This is a genomic window from Pseudoxanthomonas sp. CF385 (genome assembly GCF_900104255.1).
GTDB lineage: Bacteria > Pseudomonadota > Gammaproteobacteria > Xanthomonadales > Xanthomonadaceae > Pseudoxanthomonas_A.
The window spans coordinates 232457-250469 of the sequence record NZ_FNKZ01000003.1 but is presented as its reverse complement, the minus strand read 5'-3'; the positions used below and the strand labels follow the sequence as shown (position 1 = coordinate 250469).

Annotated in this window: 18 protein-coding genes; 15 read left to right on the top strand and 3 right to left on the bottom strand. The window is 68.8% G+C overall.

Annotation, left to right across the window (positions count from 1 at the left end; translation table 11 throughout):
• Position 1: 1 nt before the first annotated feature.
• The 12 genes from BLT45_RS16570 to BLT45_RS16520 all read left to right on the top strand — a co-directional run bounded on the left by BLT45_RS16570 (position 2) and on the right by BLT45_RS16520 (position 11963).
• Positions 2-334: a low molecular weight protein tyrosine phosphatase family protein gene (locus BLT45_RS16570; RefSeq protein WP_093303169.1), complete on the top strand. Its 333-nt coding sequence runs from the start codon at positions 2-4 to the stop codon at positions 332-334.
• A 9-nt stretch (positions 335-343) separates the two neighbouring features.
• Positions 344-718, top strand: a complete 375-nt coding sequence (locus BLT45_RS16565) for a VOC family protein (protein ID WP_093303166.1) — start codon at positions 344-346, stop codon at positions 716-718.
• The gene (locus BLT45_RS16560; RefSeq protein WP_093303163.1) at positions 715-1074 is read left to right on the top strand and encodes a GFA family protein; all 360 of its coding nucleotides are present in this window, start codon (positions 715-717) and stop codon (positions 1072-1074) included. Before BLT45_RS16565 ends, BLT45_RS16560 begins: the two co-directional genes overlap by 4 nt.
• A 23-nt stretch (positions 1075-1097) precedes the next feature.
• Positions 1098-1253 (top strand): hypothetical protein, encoded by a 156-nt coding sequence (locus BLT45_RS18390; protein WP_175455892.1) that lies wholly within the window; start codon positions 1098-1100, stop codon positions 1251-1253.
• Positions 1254-1341: 88 nt separating this feature from the next.
• The gene (gene ligA, locus BLT45_RS16555) at positions 1342-3699 is read left to right on the top strand and encodes an NAD-dependent DNA ligase LigA (protein ID WP_093303160.1); all 2358 of its coding nucleotides are present in this window, start codon (positions 1342-1344) and stop codon (positions 3697-3699) included.
• A gap of 127 nt (positions 3700-3826) precedes the next feature.
• Entirely contained in the window at positions 3827-4798 is a 972-nt protein-coding gene (gene epmA, locus BLT45_RS16550) for an EF-P lysine aminoacylase EpmA (protein WP_093303157.1), read from the top strand.
• Positions 4799-4907: 109 nt separating this feature from the next.
• Positions 4908-5654 carry a DUF3011 domain-containing protein gene (locus BLT45_RS16545; RefSeq protein ID WP_093303154.1) on the top strand — a complete coding sequence of 249 codons (747 nt, stop codon included), beginning with the start codon at positions 4908-4910 and terminating at the stop codon, positions 5652-5654.
• Between the two features lie 47 nt (positions 5655-5701).
• Positions 5702-6760 carry an S-methyl-5-thioribose-1-phosphate isomerase gene (mtnA, locus tag BLT45_RS16540; protein ID WP_093303151.1) on the top strand — a complete coding sequence of 353 codons (1059 nt, stop codon included), beginning with the start codon at positions 5702-5704 and terminating at the stop codon, positions 6758-6760.
• 186 nt (positions 6761-6946) lie between these two features.
• Positions 6947-8092 (top strand): GGDEF domain-containing protein, encoded by a 1146-nt coding sequence (locus tag BLT45_RS16535; RefSeq protein WP_139188043.1) that lies wholly within the window; start codon positions 6947-6949, stop codon positions 8090-8092.
• Between the two features lie 119 nt (positions 8093-8211).
• Entirely contained in the window at positions 8212-10014 is a 1803-nt protein-coding gene (locus BLT45_RS16530; RefSeq protein ID WP_093303142.1) for a sensor histidine kinase, read from the top strand.
• A complete protein-coding gene (locus tag BLT45_RS16525) occupies positions 10011-10451 on the top strand; it encodes a response regulator (RefSeq protein ID WP_093303138.1) in 441 nt (146 codons plus the stop codon). Before BLT45_RS16530 ends, BLT45_RS16525 begins: the two co-directional genes overlap by 4 nt.
• A 3-nt stretch (positions 10452-10454) precedes the next feature.
• The gene (locus BLT45_RS16520; protein WP_093303133.1) at positions 10455-11963 is read left to right on the top strand and encodes an ATP-binding protein; all 1509 of its coding nucleotides are present in this window, start codon (positions 10455-10457) and stop codon (positions 11961-11963) included.
• Positions 11964-11990: 27 nt separating this feature from the next.
• Here BLT45_RS16520 and BLT45_RS16515 read toward each other — a convergent pair whose 3' ends face one another.
• The 3 genes from BLT45_RS16515 to BLT45_RS16505 form a co-directional block, all read right to left on the bottom strand.
• Positions 11991-12314: a hypothetical protein gene (locus BLT45_RS16515; RefSeq protein WP_093303124.1), complete on the bottom strand. Its 324-nt coding sequence runs from the start codon at positions 12312-12314 to the stop codon at positions 11991-11993.
• Between the two features lie 144 nt (positions 12315-12458).
• Positions 12459-12875, bottom strand: a complete 417-nt coding sequence (locus BLT45_RS16510) for a hypothetical protein (RefSeq protein ID WP_093303122.1) — start codon at positions 12873-12875, stop codon at positions 12459-12461.
• A 281-nt stretch (positions 12876-13156) separates the two neighbouring features.
• Positions 13157-13513: a hypothetical protein gene (locus BLT45_RS16505; RefSeq protein ID WP_093303116.1), complete on the bottom strand. Its 357-nt coding sequence runs from the start codon at positions 13511-13513 to the stop codon at positions 13157-13159.
• 195 nt (positions 13514-13708) lie between these two features.
• Here BLT45_RS16505 and BLT45_RS16500 point away from each other — a divergent pair, with 195 nt between their 5' ends.
• The 3 genes from BLT45_RS16500 (at position 13709) to BLT45_RS16490 (ending at position 17898) form a co-directional block, all read left to right on the top strand.
• The gene (locus tag BLT45_RS16500; RefSeq protein WP_093303112.1) at positions 13709-16129 is read left to right on the top strand and encodes a DEAD/DEAH box helicase; all 2421 of its coding nucleotides are present in this window, start codon (positions 13709-13711) and stop codon (positions 16127-16129) included.
• The gene (locus BLT45_RS16495; RefSeq protein ID WP_093303109.1) at positions 16126-16992 is read left to right on the top strand and encodes a ribonuclease H-like domain-containing protein; all 867 of its coding nucleotides are present in this window, start codon (positions 16126-16128) and stop codon (positions 16990-16992) included. The genes BLT45_RS16500 and BLT45_RS16495 overlap by 4 nt, the downstream gene beginning before the upstream one ends.
• An 84-nt stretch (positions 16993-17076) precedes the next feature.
• On the top strand, positions 17077-17898 hold the full coding sequence (locus tag BLT45_RS16490) for a hypothetical protein (protein WP_093303104.1): 822 nt from the start codon (positions 17077-17079) through the stop codon (positions 17896-17898).
• Positions 17899-18013: the final 115 nt, after the last annotated feature.

The following is an 18013-nucleotide window of genomic DNA, read 5'->3' as shown; positions in this document are numbered from 1 at the left end:
CATGTCCCGCAACGTCCTCTTCATCTGCACCCAGAACCGCCTGCGCAGCCCGACGGCCGAACAGGTGTTCGCTGATTGGGCGGGTATCGAAACCGCGTCTGCAGGGTTGGGCAACGACGCCGAAGTTCCGGTTTCGCCCGAGTTGCTGGCGTGGGCGGATATCGTCTTCGTGATGGAGAAGGCGCATCGAAACCGCCTGTCGGCGAAGTTCGGCGCCCACCTCAAGGGTGCGCGCGTGATCTGCCTGGATATCCCGGACGAGTACGAATACATGGACCCTGAGCTGGTCCGCCTGTTGAAGCAGAAGGTCACGCGTTTCCTGCCCGCTGGATGAGGCCTCCCGATGATCAACCTGAAACTCACCGATGTCCGCCCCTTCATCGGCAGCAAAGACTTCGACGTCTCACGGGCCTTCTATGAAGCCCTCGGCTGGACGACGGACTACCTCGACGACCAGCTCGCCCTGATGACGAACGGCGCCCACGGTTTCTACCTGCAGCGCTACTACCAGAAGGACTGGCTGGAGAACACGATGCTGCACATCACCGTGGCCGATGCCGCCGCGTGCCACACGCAGGTCGCCGCGGTGTTGGCCAGCGGCGCGTACGGCGAAGCCCGCGTTGCGCCAACCAAGCACGAGGACTACGGTGCTCTGGTGACGTACGTCTGGGACCCTGCGGGTGTATTGCTGCACCTGGCGCAGTGGGGCGACGCATGAGCCGTCCCCTGCAGACCTACACCGGCCGCTGCCATTGCGGCGCGATCCGCTTCGAGATCGATAGCGACTTTCCCGAGCTGACGCAGTGCGACTGCTCCATCTGCCGCAAGAAGAACGCGCTGATGGTGAAGGTGCACGAGAGCGCTTTCCGCCTGCTGGCGGGAACGGAGGCACTGGCCGAGTACCAGTTCCATACCCATACCGCGCGCCACCACTTCTGCAAGGTGTGCGGCATCTACCCGTTTCACCGCAAACGCGTAACCCCGGACTACTACGGCATCAACGTCTACTGCCTGGACGGGTTCGATCCGGCCGGCATCCCGGTGCGGATGACGGTGGGCGCGGGCATGCCGTGAGGCGGGTCCGCTAGACTGCGCCCATGTGCCGATTCGTCACCGCCACGCTGCCTGTCACCGTGCCGATCGCTGCGTTGGATGCGATCGCGCGCGCAGGGCCGGCAGTTCGCCCCCTGGCCAGGCTGCCGAAGGTCCTGCGCGAGCTGGACGAGGACGTGCTGTACCTGTTCCACGCCTGACACTCGGAGAGGTGACGGAGGACAGCGACAGCCCTGGACCGCCGGTGTTGCACCGCCCCCTCACGGCCCGGGGCTTTAGAATTCCCCCATGACGCCCACCGCCGCCGCCCGCATCGCCGACCTCCGCCGCCAGCTGGAGGACGCCAACTACCGCTACCACGTCCTCGACGAACCCAGCATCCCGGACGCCGAGTACGACCGCCTGTTGCGCGCACTGGACGAACTGGAAGCCGCGCACCCCGACCTGGTCACCGCCGATTCGCCCACCCAGCGCGTGGGCAACGCGCCGGCCGGCAAGTTCGCCGAAGTGCGCCACGCCATCCCCATGCTGTCGCTGGGCAATGCCTTCAGCGACGAGGAAGTTCAGGATTTCGTCCGCCGCATCGCCGACAAGCTCAAGCGCCCGGCCTTGCGGTTCTCGGCCGAACCCAAGCTCGACGGCCTGGCGATCAGCCTGCGCTACGAGAACGGCGCCTTCGTCCAGGGCGCGACCCGCGGCGACGGCGCCACCGGCGAGGACGTCACCCTCAACCTGCGCACCATCAAAGCGATTCCCTTGACCCTGCGCGGCACCGGCTGGCCCGCCGTGCTGGAAGTGCGTGGCGAGGTGTACATGCCGCGCGCGGACTTCGAGAAATACAACGAACACGCGCGCAAGCACGGCGGCAAGGTGCTGGCGAACCCGCGCAACGGCGCCGCCGGCTCGCTGCGCCAGTTGGACCCGCGCATCACCGCGCAGCGGCCGCTGGCGTTCTTCGCCTACGGCACCGGTCTGGTCGAAGGCGGCGAGCTGCCGGATTCGCATTCGGCCACGCTGAAGCAGCTGCGCGGCTGGGGCTTCCCGGTCAGCAGCCTGAGCGACGTGGTGGAAGGCGTGGACGGCCTGCTCGATTACTACCGGCGCATCGGCGAGGCGCGCGATGGGCTGCCGTTCGACATCGACGGCGTGGTCTACAAGCTCGACGACGGCGAAGGGCAGCGCGAGATGGGCTTCGTCTCGCGGGCGCCGCGCTGGGCGATCGCGCACAAGTTCCCGGCGCAGGAACAGATGACGGTACTGGAGTCCATCGAGGTCAACGTCGGCCGCACCGGTGCGGTGACCCCGTGGGCGCTAATGCAGCCGGTGCACGTGGGCGGGGTGACCGTCACCCGCGCCACCCTGCACAACGCCGACCAGGTGGCGCGCCTGGACGTGCGCAACGGCGACACGGTGATCGTGCGCCGCGCCGGCGACGTGATCCCGGAAGTCGTCGGCGTGGTGCCGGAACGACGCCCGGCCGGCACTGTGCCATGGCAGATGCCTACCGCGTGCCCGGTCTGCGGGTCGGAGATCGTCCGCGAGGAAGGCGAAGCCGTCTGGCGTTGCAGCGGCGAGCTGACCTGCCCGGCGCAGCGCAAGGAATCGATCATCCATTTCGCCTCGCGTCGCGCGATGGACATCGAAGGCCTGGGTGAGCGCTTCGTCGAGGATCTGAGCGACCTCGACTTCGTCCAGAACGTGGCCGACCTCTACAAGCTGACCGTCGACGACCTGCTGGCGATGAAACGCCGCGTGGACGAACGCGACGGCACCACCCCCCTCGCACTTACTAAGAGCGGCGTGAAGGCCGGCAAGGTGGCGACGAAGTGGGCCGAAAACCTGATCGAGGCCATCGACCGCAGTCGGCAGACCACGCTGGAGCGTTTCCTGTTCGGACTGGGCATCCAGCACGTGGGCGAAAGCACGGCCAAGGCGCTGGCGCAGTGGTTCGGCGACCTGCAACTGATCCGCCGCCTGCCGTGGCCGCTGTTCAAGCGCGTGCCCGACATCGGCGGCGAAGTGGCGCGCTCGCTGGGGCATTTCCTCGACCAGCCGGGCAACCAGCAGGCCATCGACGACCTGCTGGCGCGTGGCGTAGTGATCGGCGACACGCGTCCGCCGTCGGGCAAGCTGCGCGCCGGCCTGGAGCTGGCCACGCTGCTGGTGGACCTGGAGATTCCCAAGGTTACCCGCGTGCGCGCCGAGCAGCTGGCGTCCGCCTTCCCGTCGGTGCAGGCGCTGCTGGACGCGCCGGTGCACAACTTCGTCACCGCCGGCCTGCCGAGCGACTCGGCCAACGCGTTCGCCACGTGGTTGGAGGACGACGCCAACGCGCAGCTGCTGTCGCGCAGCGGTGACGCGCTGGAAGACCTGCGGCGCGTCACGCCCGACGACGTCGCCGCGTCCGCGGGCCCGCTCGACGGCAAGACCGTGGTGCTCACCGGCGGGCTGGCCGCGATGAGCCGCGACGAGGCCGGCGAGAAGCTCGAAGCCCTCGGCGCCAAGGTCGCCGGCAGCGTGTCGAAGAAGACGCACCTGGTGGTGGCGGGCGAGGCCGCCGGTTCCAAGCTGGCCAAGGCGCAGGAACTGGGCATCGAGGTCTGGGATGAAGCGCAGTTGCTGGCGTTCCTGGAGAAGCATGCGTGAGCGGCAGGGATGATCGGTGTGGGAGCGACGTAAGTCGCGATCGCTCTTGTTGGAGTGTGCAGGCTGTGGAGGGTGCGCGGGCTCCGTCCATCGCGACTGACGTCGCTCCCACGCCGGGCGTTGCGTGATGACCTGGCAACCCTCCGCCTCGATGGATGCGCTGCGCCTGCGTGCGCAGCTCAACCGCCTCGTCCGCGAGTTCTTCCACGCGCGTGACGTGCTGGAAGTCGAGACGCCGATGATGTCGCGCGCCGGCAATACCGACGCGAACATCGCCTCGTTCTCGCTGGAGTTCTCCGGCCGAACCGACGGCGCGCCGCGCACGCGCTGGTTGAGGACCTCGCCGGAGTTCCCGCTGAAGCGCCTGCTCGCGGCGGGCGTGGGCGACTGCTTCGAGCTGGGGCGCGTGTTCCGCGATGGCGAAGCCGGCGGGCGGCACAACCCGGAGTTCACCATGCTGGAGTGGTACCGCATCGGCTGGACGCTGGAACCGCTGATCGACGAGACGGTGGCGCTGGTGCAGGCGGCGCTGGCGATGATCGGGCGGGAAGCGACGGTCGTGCGTTCGAGTTTCCGCGACCTCTACGCACAGCGCCTGGGATTCGATCCGATGACGGCCGACCTGGACGTGGTGCGCAACGCGGCGGCCGGCATCGCCATCGACGGCGAAGGCCTGACCCGCGACGACTGGCTGGACCTGCTGATGACGCACGTGCTGCAGCCGGGGTTCGTCCGCGACGAGATCCGGGTGGTGCACGACTACCCGGCCACGCAGTCGGCGCTGGCGCGCGTGGTGGCGCGCGACGGCGTGCCGGTGGCGGAGCGCTTCGAGCTCTACCTCGGTGCGCTGGAGCTGGCCAACGGCTACCACGAACTCACCGACGCGGTGGAACAGCGGGCGCGCTTCGAACGCGATGTCGCCGTACGGCAGGCCCGGGGCGATGTCGCACCGCCCATCGACGCCGCGCTGCTGGACGCGCTGGCGCACGGGATGCCGGCGTGCGCCGGCGTCGCGTTGGGCGTGGACCGACTGCTCATGGCGATGCTCGACACGCCCCGCATCGCCGACGTGGTGGCGTTCGATTTCGCGCGCGCCTGAAAGCCAGCCAAACACGCCGAGCACGCCCGTTTCGCTGCAAACGTTTACGTGGGCGCGCGTTCATGATCGCTGCGTAGATTGCGGTCCAACACCCACGAGGACGCACGCCATGGAACGCTCCCTGATCGCAACGCTGGTGCTGGGCACCGTCGCCTTGTTCGGCACGGCCGCGGCCAAGGCGGCCCCGCAGTACGACGATCGCTACTACGGCAACGGCCAGGTCGTCCGCTGCGAATCCACCGACAACCGCTACCGTGAGTGCCGCATGGATACGCGGGGCGGTGTGCAGGTGGTGCGGCAGATCTCCAAGACGCGTTGCGAGGAGGGCCGCAACTGGGGCCAGGGGCGCGAGGGCGTGTGGGTCGATCGCGGCTGCCGCGCCGAGTTCGCCAGCGGCCGTGGCCAAGGGGGCGGGTGGGGCAACGGCCAGCGCATCCGCTGCGAGTCGAACGACGGCCGTTCGCGCACCTGCGCCATCAACGGCCGTGGCGACGTGCGCCTGGTCCGCCAGCTGTCCAAGGCGCAATGCACCGAAGGCTACAGCTGGGGCCAGGACCGCAACGCGATCTGGGTGTCTCGCGGCTGCCGTGCCGAGTTCGAGGTGTACGGCCGGGGGAACGGATGGAACAGCGGGGGTGGCTGGAACAACGGCGGCAACGGGTACGGCAACGGCCAGACCTTCCGCTGCGAGTCGGACAAGGGCCGCACGCGTACCTGTGGCGTGGACGGCCGCGGCCGCGTGCAACTGGTCCGGCAGCTCTCCAATGCCGCGTGCATCGAGGGCCGCACCTGGGGCCGCGATGGCCGCGGCGTCTGGGTCACCGACGGCTGCCGGGCCGAGTTCCGCAGTTGGTGATCGCCCGGGTGTGAGGCGAGGCGGGGAGGGGCCGGTACAATGGCCCCATGACCGACCCCATCGATTACGCCCGCTACGACCGCATCCGCCCCATCCGCTGGACCGGGAGCGCACTGGAATTGCTGGACCAGCGCAAGCTTCCCTTCGTAGTGGAGTACCTGAGCTGCACGACCAGCGATGAAGTGGCTGCGGCCATCCACGATCTGGCCGTGCGCGGCGCCCCGGCGATCGGCATTGCCGCCGCCTGGGGCGTGGTGCTGGCCTCGCGCGAGGTGCTGGCCGCCACGCCGGTCGACGCGGCAGAGAAGCTGGAACCCGCGTTGCAGCGCCTCAACGCCGCACGACCCACGGCGGTGAACCTGGCCTGGGCGCTGGCCCGCATGCGCGCGGCGTTGAAGACCGCCGGCAGCGACTGGCGCGGCGTGCTCGAGCTGGAAGCGCTGGCGATCGCCGAGGAAGACCTCGCCGCCAACCGCCACATGGGCGAACTGGGCGCGGCGCTGATCCCGGCCGGCAGCGGCGTGCTTACCCACTGCAATACCGGCTCGCTGGCCACCGCGGGGTTCGGCACCGCGCTGGGCGTGATCCGCGCCGGCGTGGCGCAGGGCCGGATCGGCAAGGTCTTCGCGGGCGAGACCCGTCCGTGGCAACAGGGCGCCCGCCTGACCGCGTGGGAGCTGCAGCAGGACGGCATTCCCGCCACCCTAATCGCCGACTCAGCCGCATCGCACCTGATGAAGACCGGGGCCGTGCAGTGGGTGGTGGTGGGCGCGGACCGCATCTGCGCCAACGGCGACACCGCCAACAAGATCGGCACCTACCAGTTGGCCATCGCTGCGCGCCACCACGGTGCGAAGTTCATGGTGGTGGCGCCGTCGTCCACCGTGGACATGGCCACGCCGAACGGCGATGCCATCCACATCGAGGAGCGCGACCCGGCCGAGCTGCTGGGGATCGGCGGCACCCGCATCGTCGCCGAGGGCGTGCCGGCCTGGAACCCGGTATTCGACGTGACCCCGGCTGCGTTGATCGATGCCATCGTCACCGAGAAGGGCGTGATCGAGCAGCCCGACGAAGCCCGCATGCGGGCGGCCTTCGGCGGCTAGGCCTGCCATGCGGGGGGCGCACGGGGAGCCTGAAAGCGACGCAGCGCGTCAGCCCGGCGCGCGCGCCCGTACCCCGCCGGAGCGCCTTGCATGAGGCGCCGGCGCCGACGTGGGCTGCCGGCTGCGAGCGGCACGCAGATGGCACGGGAGTTGCAGCGCCAGGGTGAACCGGCCGAGGCCTCGCGCATGCGTTCCCGCTCCCTTCCATTCGCCCCCATCGTGGCTCCGGGCCTGTTCCGCAGCCTGCGGGGCCTGCTCGCGCGGGATTCCACGCGGGGCCTGGATGCCGCCGAGCGCGAGGACCTGACACAGGCGCAACTGCGCGCCACGCGCCCCATCGTCAGTGGCGTGCTGCTGTGTGGCGCCGTGCTGCTGGTGATCATTGCCGCGTTCGAACTCGTGGGCGCCACGCCCACCATCGGCTATCCGGCGTGGCTGCAACTGGCCGTCGCGGCGGTCGTCGCCGGATGCGCCGCCGGCGTGGCACGCCTTACCCAATGGCAGCAGCGCCTCGTGCTGACCCTGGTGGCCACGTTGCTGACGGGCATCTTCATGAGCATGCCGCTGCCGGGCGCGACCGGGCAGCTGGCGCTGCGCACGGGCCTGTTCCAGTTGTTGCCGCTGGCGCTGATGGCGCTGATGGTCCGGCCGGTGTCGTTGCTGGCGTTCGCGCTGCTGATCGTGGTGATGGCGCAGTTGCGCATCGTGCTCCATGGCGCGCCGGGCACGGGTAGCGCGCTGTACTGGCTGTACACGCTGACGACCATCGGCTTCGGCCTGGTGCTGGCCGGCTATCGCACGGACTTCGCCGTGTCGGCGTGGCAGATGCGCCGTCGCCTGGTGGAACAGGCGCATACTGACGCCCTCACCGGTCTGCTCAACCGCAACGGCTGGAGCGAGCGCGCCGAGGCCGCGCATGCGCGCGCCACCGCGTCCGGCGTGCCCGTCGCGCTGGTGGTGCTGGACATCGATTACTTCAAGCGGATCAACGACCGCCTCGGGCACGACGGCGGCGACGCGGTGCTGCAGCGGCTCGGCGCGATCATGCGCGCCCGCACCGGTGGCGAGGAAGGCTGCGCCGCGCGGATCGGCGGCGAGGAATTCGCGGTCCTGCTGAAAGGGGAAGACGCCCTGTCCGCCCCGGCCTTCGCCGAGCGCGTGCGTCGCGAGTTCGGCAAGGAGCACGACGGGGTGGTCGCGACGCTCTCGGCCGGGGTGGCCGAGCACGTGAGCGGCGAATCGCTGCGTGAACAGATGCGGCGTGCCGACCAGGCGCTCTACGAAGCGAAGCGGGAAGGCCGCGACCGCGTCTGCGTGGCGCCGCATTCCTGAACATCATGCTGAACGGTCGGCCTTCATTCCCAAGGTGACGATCCTGCGCTAGCATCCCCAGACTCTTCCGCGCGGCGACTGTCGGAGTCGCCCGCGCGATCTTTACCAGCCAGGGGACCATGAACGACGACCTCGCCCGCGCGACGTGGGGAAAGTGGCGCCTGCCCTTGTTGGGGCTGGTGATCCTGCTGATCGTGGTCGGTCCGGTGATCCTGCTCCAGCAGCTGGCGCGCTCCACCCAGGCCGCCGCCGACGAAGTCGTCCATACGCACGAGGTGGAAGCCACCGTGCTGGGGCTGGCGCTGGACGTCCGCGAGATGGAAAGTTCCGCCATGCTGATCGCGCTGGGTGCGGATCATCCGCTCGCGCGCGAGCGGCTGGCGACGGGCCGGTCATCCCTGCCGCAGCGCTTCGAAGCCTTGGCCCGCCTGACCGTCGACAATCCCGAGCAGCTGGTGCGGATCGGACGCCTGCGCGAGCTGGTCGATGCGCGCATCGAGGTGGTCGACCAACTGCTGGAGGCGCCGGACGCCTACCGGGGCTCGGTGGTGGCTCCGTTGGCCACACGCTTCCCCATCCGCGGGTTGTTGAGCGAAATCCTCGCCGACGAGCGCGCATTGCTGGAAAAGCGCAGCAGTGATGCCACCGCGCAGCGCAGCCGGATGGAATGGATCCGCATGGCCGCGCTGGGTGCGCAGCTGCTGCTGATCGTCCTGGTGGTGATGTCGCTGGGGCGGCAGGTCGCGCGCCGGCTGAACGCGGAGAAGGAAACCGCGCGTGCCAGCCAGCGCGCGGTGGTGATGCTGGAGACCGTGCGGGAGCCGATCGTGCTGGTGGACGGCGAGCAGCACGTGCAGATGTACAACGCGGCCTTCGCGGAGCTGTACGGCATCGAGAAGGGCCGTGTCGTCGGCGGCCTGGACGAGCTGGGCGACGCCTGGAGCGACAAGGTGATGCGCAAGCGCCTGGACGACGTGCTGGCGCGCGGCCGCGAGTTGTGGGATTACGAACTCCAGCAGGAAACCGCCGACGGTCTGCGCCGCACCGTGCTGCTCAACGCGCGTCGCATGCCGCTGCCGGACAAGGACGATCATGCGGTGCTGATGACCGTCAGCGACATCTCGCTGCAGAAGACCGCGCAGCAGGAGATCGCCGCGCTGAACCGCCAGCTGGAAGGCAAGGTGGAACAGGTATCGGAAGTGAACCGCGAGCTGGAGGCCTTCAGCTATTCGGTCTCGCACGATCTGCGCGCGCCGCTGCGCCACGTGGCCGGCTTCTCGGACAAGCTGGGACGTCACCTGGGCGACGGCATCGACGACAAGAGCCGCCACTACCTGGACGTGATCGGCACTTCCGCGCGCCGCATGTCGCAGCTGATCGACGACCTGCTGGTCTACTCGCGCCTGGGCCGCAGCGCGCTGCGCCTGCAGGCGGTGGACATGCAGTCGCTGGTCGCCGAGGCGCGCGCGATGCTGGACGCCAACGAGGCCGGCGACGGACGTGCGGAACGGGTGGAGTGGCGGATCGCGCCGATGCCCATCGTGCTGGCCGACGAGAACATGATGCGCCAGGTGTGGGGCAACCTGCTGGGCAACGCCGTGAAGTACAGCAGCCAGCGCGACCGTTCCATCATCGAGGTGGAGCACCGCCGCCAGGAAGACGGCAGCCACCTCTTCAGCGTGCGCGACAATGGCGCGGGCTTCGACATGGTCTACGCGGGCAAGCTGTTCGGCGTGTTCCAGCGCCTGCACAAAGCCAGCGAATTCCCCGGCACGGGCATCGGTCTGGCCAGCGTGCGCCGCGTGCTCGGCCGCCACGGCGGCCGCATCTGGGCCGAGTCGGTCCCCGACCAGGGCGCGACATTCTTCTTCACCCTTCCCGCGGCGCTCGATGCTCCGCCCTCCAGAGAGAAAGACGCATGAGCGCCATCCGCACCATCCTGCTGGCCGAAGACAGCCTGGCCGACGCTGAAATGGCGATCGATGCGCTGCGGGAGGCCAACCTAGCCAACCCCATCGTGCACGTGGAGGACGGCGTCGAGGCGCTGGACTACCTGTTGCGCCGGGGCGCGCATGCCAACCGCGAAGAGGGCCTGCCGTCGGTGTTGCTGCTCGACATCAAGATGCCGCGGATGGACGGGCTCGAGGTGTTGAAGACCATCCGGAACGACGAGAAGCTGAAGCACCTGCCGGTGGTGATCCTGTCGTCCTCGCGCGAGGAGAGCGATCTGGCGCGCAGCTGGGACCTCGGCGTGAATGCCTATGTGGTCAAGCCGGTGGACATCGACCAGTTCTTCCAGGCGGTCAAGACCCTGGGCACGTTCTGGGCCGTGATCAACGAAACGCCGGTGCGGGACTGATCGATGCCGCGAACCGGGACACCGCTGGGGCGCGTGAGGATCCTCCTGGTCGAGGATTCCGAACTCGACGCCGAACTGCTGGTCGAGCAACTGCATGAAGCGGGACTCGACGCCGAGTTCGTGCGCGTCGACGACGCCTCGGGCATGGGCGCGGCACTGGCCGGCGAGCCGTTCGACCTGGTGGTCTCGGACATGGAACTGCCGGGCTTTTCCGGTTACCAGGCCCTGGAGATCGTGCGTGCCCATGATGGGCGTCTGCCGTTCGTGTTCTTCTCCGGCACGATCGGCGAGGAGACCGCGGTCAAGGCGCTGCAGGAAGGCGCCAGCGACTACGTGCTCAAGCACAGTCCGGTACGCCTGCCCTCCGCGGTGGCGCGTGCCATCCGGGAAACCCGCCTCGAGCGTGAGCGCGAATACGCGGAGCGCGAACTGATGCGCTCGCAACGCCTCGATTGCCTGGCGATGCTGGCCGCGGGACTGAGCCACGACCTGCGCAACATCCTGCAGCCACTGCTGATCGTCCCCGACCTGCTGTCCACCTACAGCAACGATCCGAAGATCCTGCGCCTGGGCGCGGTGATCTCCGAGAGCGGCAAGCGCGGCCACGAGATGGCCGACTCGATGCTGTCCTTCGTGCGCGGTTCGCGCAAGGCGAGCGAGCGCATCGAGGTGACGGCGCTGTTCCAGGCCGTCCAGTTGCTGATGCAGGGGTCGCTGGCCAAGCGCGTCCGCCTGGTGATCGAGGCGCCGGAGGACGGCTTGCAGATCGAGGGCAACTACACCGAATTCCAGCAGTGCCTGATCAACCTCTGCCTCAATGGCATCCAGGCGATGGCGGAGCAGGGCGGCGCGTTGACCCTGTCGGCGCGGCGCGTGGCCGATGCCGAGGGAAGCGACCACGTGGTGATCCGCGTCGCCGACGAGGGCAGCGGCATGGACGAGGCCACGCGGCAACAGCTGTTCACGCCGTTCTTCACCACCAAGTCCAGTGGTACCGGTCTGGGATTGATGTCGTGCAAGCGGATCGTCGAGTCGGTGCAGGGCCGTATCCAGGTCGAAAGCAGCGTGGGCCAGGGCACGAGTTTCGAACTGTGGCTGCCCGCGGCGCCATCGCTGGAATGGAGCGCGCCCGAAGGCACGGTGTTCCACGATGGTGAGGGCCGTCGCATCCTGCTGGTCGATGGGGACGCCACGCGGCTTTCGCTGCTGGGCAACGCGCTGGCGGCGCAGGGCTACGACCCCATGATGGCGCCGGACGGCGCCATCGCGTTGCAGCAGATCGCCCGCATCGGCCTGCCGGCGCTGGCGATCCTGGACGACGACATCCTGCTGCTGTCGGCCGCGGACGTGCTGGCGGTGCTGCAGGAAGCGGGCTTCGATGGTCCGGTGATCCGCCTGCGCGAACCGGGCCTCGACGATGACCGACACGACTGCGCCGCGGTCGTCACCAAGCCCGTGCAAATCCAGTCCCTGTTCGGCGCGATCGAATACGCGCTCAGCCCGCGCGCCTGACGCCCGGGCCGCGCGGGCCCTCGGTCTTCAGACGTGGCCGACGGTGGCGGGCTTCAGCCGCTGCCATACCGCACGCATGATCGGCTGCGCGCGGTACCAGCCGATCGGCGTATCCGGACAGTAGCGCTGCAGGCGGTCGCGCAGGGCGGGGGCGATGTCGTCGAACTCGTGCTGGTGGTGCAGCAGGTAGGCGTCGTAACCGACCTTCAGGCATTGCTCCAGATCGCCGACCGTGGCGCCGACCACCTGGAACGTGTCTTCGTTCAGGCGCGTTTTCCAGTACGCGAGTTCGGCGTCGATATCGACGATCTGCGCGGTGTGCTGAGTGGAACGGCGGTGCAGGCTGGCCATGGTGATCCCCGTATCGGTATGGTGGTCTGACACGGCGGAGTGTTGGTTCGCGGAAGTGACGCTTAAGTGAAATAAAGAGCGTTTTAACCCGTATTTAACCGCGCGCGCGCGTTCTGGTTCACCTTTGCATCGCCTGCGTGAAGGTCAGCGCTGACGCATCGCCGCGGCGAGGATCGCGCGCTCGTCCATCAAGGCGACAGGCGAGGGCGGGAACAACGGCGGATCCTCTTCCAGCGGCGCATTGAGGCGCTCCCACACGCGCTCGATGACGGCCTGCGCGAGCGGCCAGTCGAGCCGTAGGCCGCGCACGTTGCCGGTGTGGTAGCGCGCGGGCAGGGTCGGCAGCAACTCGTGCAGCGATTGCCGGTGCGAGAGCAGGTAGACGTCGTACGCGAATTTCAGGGTGGGCACGTAGTGGCGGAACGGCGTGCCGGAACGATGGAACGGCTGGCTGGCGTAGGTGTGTTCCCAGAACAGCAGCTCGGCGTGGATATCGATGACGGCGCAGGGGGCGTGCGCGTCCGCCCAGGCCGGGGCGATCGGTTTCTGAAGGCATGACATGCGGTCCCACTCCCTGGCGCAAGGCCTGGCGGAGCATGGACTGACTGGATGAAGCACGGCTTACCGACGCGTGACAGCCGCGTTCCCGTCCCCGTCGCGCATCCGACAGCGCGACCCCCTGTAGCGACGTCTCCTGCCCGTGTCCGCACGCGGACGCGGTCCATGATCCCGCCGGTTCTTGTTGTTATCGACTGCCCCTGCTTACAGGGACACGCACTGCCGCACGCGATCCGGTCACCGTTCGTCGTCGCGTCGCGCACGCGACGACGAAGCGCGCGCGCTCAATGCACGCGCGCGGGCGTGGGCTCGTGTTCGTCGAGCCAGCGCCACGCCTCGCGCAGCAGCGTGCGCGCGACCGGCCACTCGGGGCCGCTGTCGCCGCGCAGGCGGTCCCAGTGGTCTTCGAGCTCCAGTTCGGTATCCAGATCCAGGTGCTCGCCACCATGTTCCGCGTGCGAGGCCGCGGCGAAGGCATAGGCCCGGCAGGCATCTTCCCAGGCGACGTCGGGATGCAGGCGGCGGCGGCGGCCGTAGTCGTGCGCCGTGAACGCGGCGAACGCGTCGTCGGCCCGCTCGGGTGAACGGAACGGTGTCTGCCGCAAGGTATCGAGCTGCTCGCGATAGAGGTGTCGGTTCATGGGCGTACGCCTCCGGTGGGGGTGATGCCGTGGTAACCCGGCGCGCGTTACCCATGGGTGAGAAATACCTTCAATCGCCGATCACAAAACTGAGGATTCAGCGAGGTGATGGCCACGAACCCGTCTCAGCGGGTGAGACGCCGCTGTCGTCTGATGCGCGCTCGCCCGCAGACGGGCACGCACAGAGAGCCGACCATGCCCGCCCAAACCTCGTGGATCCGCCGCCACGCCGACGAGGCCTCGCTGTTGCCGGCCTTGCCCGGCGATGGCAACGCGCTGGCCGACCGCCTCGCCGGCAAGTACCACGACCGGGTGACGGGGCGCTTCGTCATCCCCGGACGTGAAGGTCGCTACGCCGACCTGCCCGATGATCTGCCGCCGTCGCTCTCGGCGGCGTTGCGCGCGCGCGGCATCGGCCGGCTGTATTCGCATCAGGCCGAGGCCTGGCAGGCCGCGCAGGCGGGCAAGCACCTGGCCATCGTGACGCCGACGGCGTCGGGAAAATCGCTGTGCTACACGATGCCGGTGGTGGCCTCGGCGCTCTCGCGCAAGGGCAAGGCGCTGTACCTGTTCCCAACCAAGGCGCTGGCGCAGGACCAGGTGGCCGAGCTGCTGGACCTCAGCCGCGCAGGCGACCTCGGGCTGAAAGCGTTCACCTTCGACGGCGACACGCCCGGCGATGCGCGCCAGGCGATCCGCCTGCACGGCGACATCGTGGTCAGCAATCCGGACATGCTGCACCAGGCCATCCTGCCGCACCACACCAAGTGGGCGCAGTTCTTCGAGAACCTGCGCTATGTAGTGATCGACGAGGTGCATACCTACCGCGGCGTGTTCGGCAGCCATGTGGCCAACGTCCTGCGACGGCTCAAGCGGGTGTGCGCGTTCTACGGTGCGGACCCGCAGTTCATCCTCTGCTCGGCCACCATCGGCAACCCGAAGGCGCACGCCGAGGCGCTGATCGAGGCGGACGTCGAGGCGATCACCGAATCCGGTGCGCCTACCGGCGACAAGCATGTGTTGCTGTGGAATCCGCCGGTGGTGAATCCCGACCTGGGCCTGCGCGCCTCGGCGCGTTCGCAGAGCAACCGGATCGCCCGGCTGGCGATCAAGGCCGGATTGAAGACGCTGGTGTTCGCGCAGTCGCGCACGATGGTGGAAGTGCTGACCAAGTACCTGAAGGACGTGTTCGACCACGATCCGCGCAAGCCGGCGCGGATCCGCGCCTACCGCGGCGGCTACCTGCCCACCGAGCGGCGCGACGCCGAGCGCGCGATGCGCGACGGGCGCGTGGACGGCATCGTCTCGACGTCCGCGCTGGAGCTGGGCGTGGACATCGGCAGCCTGGATGCGGTGGTGCTGAACGGCTATCCGGGCTCCATCGCGGCGACGTGGCAGCGCTTCGGCCGGGCCGGGCGTCGACAGCAGGCCTCGCTGGGCATCCTCGTCGCCAGTTCGCAGCCGCTGGACCAGTACGTGGTGCGGCACCCGGAGTTCTTCGCCGACAGTCCGCCGGAGCATGCGCGCATCGCGCCGGACCAGCCGATGATCCTGCTGGACCATATCCGCTGCGCCGCCTTCGAGTTGCCGTTCCTGGCCGGCGAGATGTACGGGCCGGTCGATCCGTCCCCGTTCCTGCAGTTGCTGGACGAGGACAGCGTGGTCCATCGCGAGGGCGACCGCTACGAGTGGATCGCCGACAGCTATCCGGCCAACGCGGTCAGCCTGCGCTCGGTGGCGGACGGCAATTTCGTCGTGGTCGACCGCACCGACGGGCGCCAGGTAATCATCGCCGAAGTCGATTTCAGCGCCGCGCCGCTGACACTGTACGAAGGCGCGATCCACATGGTGCAGTCCACGCCCTACCAGGTGGAGCGGCTGGATTGGGAAGGCCGCAAGGCCTACGTCACCCGTACCCATGTGGACTACTACACCGATGCGATCGACTACACCAAGCTGAAGGTGCTCGAACGCTTCGACGGCGGCATCGCCGGGCAGGGCACGTGCCACCACGGCGAAGTGCACGTGGTGCGGCGCGTGGCCGGCTACAAGAAGATCCGCTACTACACGCACGAGAACATCGGCTACGGCCCGGTGAACCTGCCGGACCAGGAGATGCACACCACCAGCCTGTGGTGGCAGCTGCCGCCGCAGCTGCTTGAAGCGTCGTTCGGCTCGCGCCAGGAGGCGCTGGACGGCTTCCTCGGCGCGGCGCATGCGCTGCACATCGCGGCGACGGTCGCGGTCATGGCCGAGGGTCGCGACCTGCAGAAGGCGGTCGGCGATGGCGACGGCGCCTGGTTCGCGCTGCCGGACACGCAGGGCAGGGGACAGCTGCGCAGCGGCGAGGGCCAACTGCTGTCGCCGGCGTCGGGCGACCGCTTCGTGCCGACGGTCTACCTCTACGACAACTACCCCGGCGGCATCGGCCTGAGCGAACCGCTGTGGCGACGCCAGGCGGAACTGGTGCGCCGCGCCGCGGACCTGGTGGGCCGCTGCGACTGCAAGGCCGGGTGTCCGGCGTGCGTGGGTCCGGTGCTGGCCGTCGATGAGGAGGCGGACACGACCCCGCGTGCGCTCGCGATGCGCGTGTTGCAGCTGCTGGATGCCGCATGAGCGTCAGTCTGGAGAAACTGCAGCGGTTGCGGCGGCAGGCTGGGCATGACGGCCCCGCTTCGCCCTCCAGCGCGTTGCCGCCGGTGCACGATCCACTGCCTGCCTTGCGTCGCATGCTGGGCATCCGTGAGCGTGCTCGCCCGTCTTCGGTGGTACGCGCCTGCGATCGGGCGTTGCCGGGCGACGAGATTGCCCCGGGGTTGTTGTTGCTCGAACAGGTGCTGCCGTTCGATCCGGTGCCGGACGACGTGGACGGTGCGTTCGCGCGCACCGGCTTGTTGCCGACCCGCGGCATGCTGTTCTTCGATACCGAAACCACCGGCCTGTCCGGCGGCACCGGCACGCGCGCCTTCATGGTGGGCGCGTCGGATTTCGTGCCGGGCGGCCTGCGCGTGCGCCAGTTGCTGATCACGCACCTGTCCGCGGAGCCGGCGATGCTGCGCGAGTTCTCGCGATGGCTGGCCGAGGACACGCGCCTGATCAGCTACAACGGGCGCTGCTACGACGCGCCGCTGCTGGCCACGCGTTATCGCCTCGCACGACAGGGCACGCCGCTGGCCGGCCTCGAGCACCTGGACCTGCTGTTCCCCACGCGTCGCCGGTATCGCGGAGTGTGGGAGAACTGCCGGTTGGCGACCATCGAGCGCCATGCGCTCGGCATCGTCCGCGAGGACGATCTGCCGGGATCGGAAGCGCCGGGCGCGTGGCTGCAGTACCTACGTGGAGGCGATGCCGGCCTGCTGCGGCGCGTGCTGCTGCACAACTTCCAGGACGTGATGACATTGGCGCAGCTGCTCCTGCATCTCTCGGCGCCGGACGACGTGGCGCCGGATGGAAGTGCGTTTACCTGCCTTCCGCCTTGACCCCGTGGCGGGGCGGGCGGATGCTGGCGACGTCGGAACCCACGAAGACGCACTGCCTGTCCGCCCTGCCACAGGAGCCGTCCCATGCACCGTCCCGTCGTCCTCGGCCTGCTGTTCGCAGGCACCTCGTTCACCGCCGCCGCACAGGACCGCTTGCCGGCCGTCGACCGCTTCTACATCGGTGCAGGCCGGTACTGGGCCGACCACGATCTGGACACGCGCTGGGACGCCAGCGATGGCTCGATGGGTACGCACGTCAATTTCCAGCGCGACCTGGGCTTCATCGACCGCCAGGATGCGCTGGTCTGGAACATCGGCGGCAGCTTCGGCGAGGAGCGGCGGCACAAGCTCGATGCGTTCGGCTACGACTACGACGATGACACCCGCCGCCTGTTGGACCGCACGCTGCAGATCGGCGACAACGCGTACCCCGTCGATGCCGACCTGACCGGCCGCCTGGACCTGAAGATCACCGGCGTCTCCTACACCTGGTTCTTCCTCCAGGACGGCCAGCGCGCGGCCGGCGTGGGGCTGGGCGCGATGCGCTACGACATCGAGGCCGAGCTGGACGCCACCGCCACCGTGGCCGGCTCACCGGTGGCCTACGCGAACGACCTGTCCGAGGACGAGTGGGCGCCGATGCTGCGGGTCGAGTACGCGCATGCACTGTCGGCGCACTGGCGCTGGGGGGCGTCGCTCGCCTATACGCGCAAGGACAGCGGCAACGTCACCGGCGATGCGCTGGATGCGCAGGTTGAACTGGAATATTTCCCGTGGGAGCGCTTCGGCTTCTCGCTGCGCTACAACTACAACGACGTGGATCTCGATTTCGAGCGCACCCGCTTCGACGGCAACCTCAACCTCAACAACCGCGGACCGCAGGTGCTGGGCATGTTCCGCTTCTGAACGCGGGGCTGTCGGGGATCCACCGACAGCGGAGTGTGAAGCGCTGCGCACTCCGCCACATCGCCCTTCAAGAAGCGGCGGCGGCGGCCGACATCCTTGCTAGATTTCATCCGTC

Excerpts from the sequence above, each read along its gene's own strand:
- mtnA (WP_093303151.1), top strand. The coding sequence starts at position 5,702 with ATGACCGACCCCATCGATTACGCCCGCTACGACCGCATCCGCCCCATC.
- BLT45_RS16505 (WP_093303116.1), bottom strand. The coding sequence starts at position 13,513 with ATGAACCGACACCTCTATCGCGAGCAGCTCGATACCTTGCGGCAGACA.
- BLT45_RS16560 (WP_093303163.1), top strand. The coding sequence starts at position 715 with ATGAGCCGTCCCCTGCAGACCTACACCGGCCGCTGCCATTGCGGCGCG.
- BLT45_RS16520 (WP_093303133.1), top strand. The coding sequence starts at position 10,455 with ATGCCGCGAACCGGGACACCGCTGGGGCGCGTGAGGATCCTCCTGGTC.
- BLT45_RS16525 (WP_093303138.1), top strand. The coding sequence starts at position 10,011 with ATGAGCGCCATCCGCACCATCCTGCTGGCCGAAGACAGCCTGGCCGAC.
- BLT45_RS18390 (WP_175455892.1), top strand. The coding sequence starts at position 1,098 with ATGTGCCGATTCGTCACCGCCACGCTGCCTGTCACCGTGCCGATCGCT.
- BLT45_RS16535 (WP_139188043.1), top strand. The coding sequence starts at position 6,947 with ATGCGTTCCCGCTCCCTTCCATTCGCCCCCATCGTGGCTCCGGGCCTG.
- BLT45_RS16515 (WP_093303124.1), bottom strand. The coding sequence starts at position 12,314 with ATGGCCAGCCTGCACCGCCGTTCCACTCAGCACACCGCGCAGATCGTC.
- BLT45_RS16570 (WP_093303169.1), top strand. The coding sequence starts at position 2 with ATGTCCCGCAACGTCCTCTTCATCTGCACCCAGAACCGCCTGCGCAGC.
- ligA (WP_093303160.1), top strand. The coding sequence starts at position 1,342 with ATGACGCCCACCGCCGCCGCCCGCATCGCCGACCTCCGCCGCCAGCTG.
- BLT45_RS16490 (WP_093303104.1), top strand. The coding sequence starts at position 17,077 with ATGCACCGTCCCGTCGTCCTCGGCCTGCTGTTCGCAGGCACCTCGTTC.
- BLT45_RS16530 (WP_093303142.1), top strand. The coding sequence starts at position 8,212 with ATGAACGACGACCTCGCCCGCGCGACGTGGGGAAAGTGGCGCCTGCCC.
- epmA (WP_093303157.1), top strand. The coding sequence starts at position 3,827 with ATGACCTGGCAACCCTCCGCCTCGATGGATGCGCTGCGCCTGCGTGCG.
- BLT45_RS16510 (WP_093303122.1), bottom strand. The coding sequence starts at position 12,875 with ATGTCATGCCTTCAGAAACCGATCGCCCCGGCCTGGGCGGACGCGCAC.
- BLT45_RS16495 (WP_093303109.1), top strand. The coding sequence starts at position 16,126 with ATGAGCGTCAGTCTGGAGAAACTGCAGCGGTTGCGGCGGCAGGCTGGG.
- BLT45_RS16545 (WP_093303154.1), top strand. The coding sequence starts at position 4,908 with ATGGAACGCTCCCTGATCGCAACGCTGGTGCTGGGCACCGTCGCCTTG.
- BLT45_RS16565 (WP_093303166.1), top strand. The coding sequence starts at position 344 with ATGATCAACCTGAAACTCACCGATGTCCGCCCCTTCATCGGCAGCAAA.
- BLT45_RS16500 (WP_093303112.1), top strand. The coding sequence starts at position 13,709 with ATGCCCGCCCAAACCTCGTGGATCCGCCGCCACGCCGACGAGGCCTCG.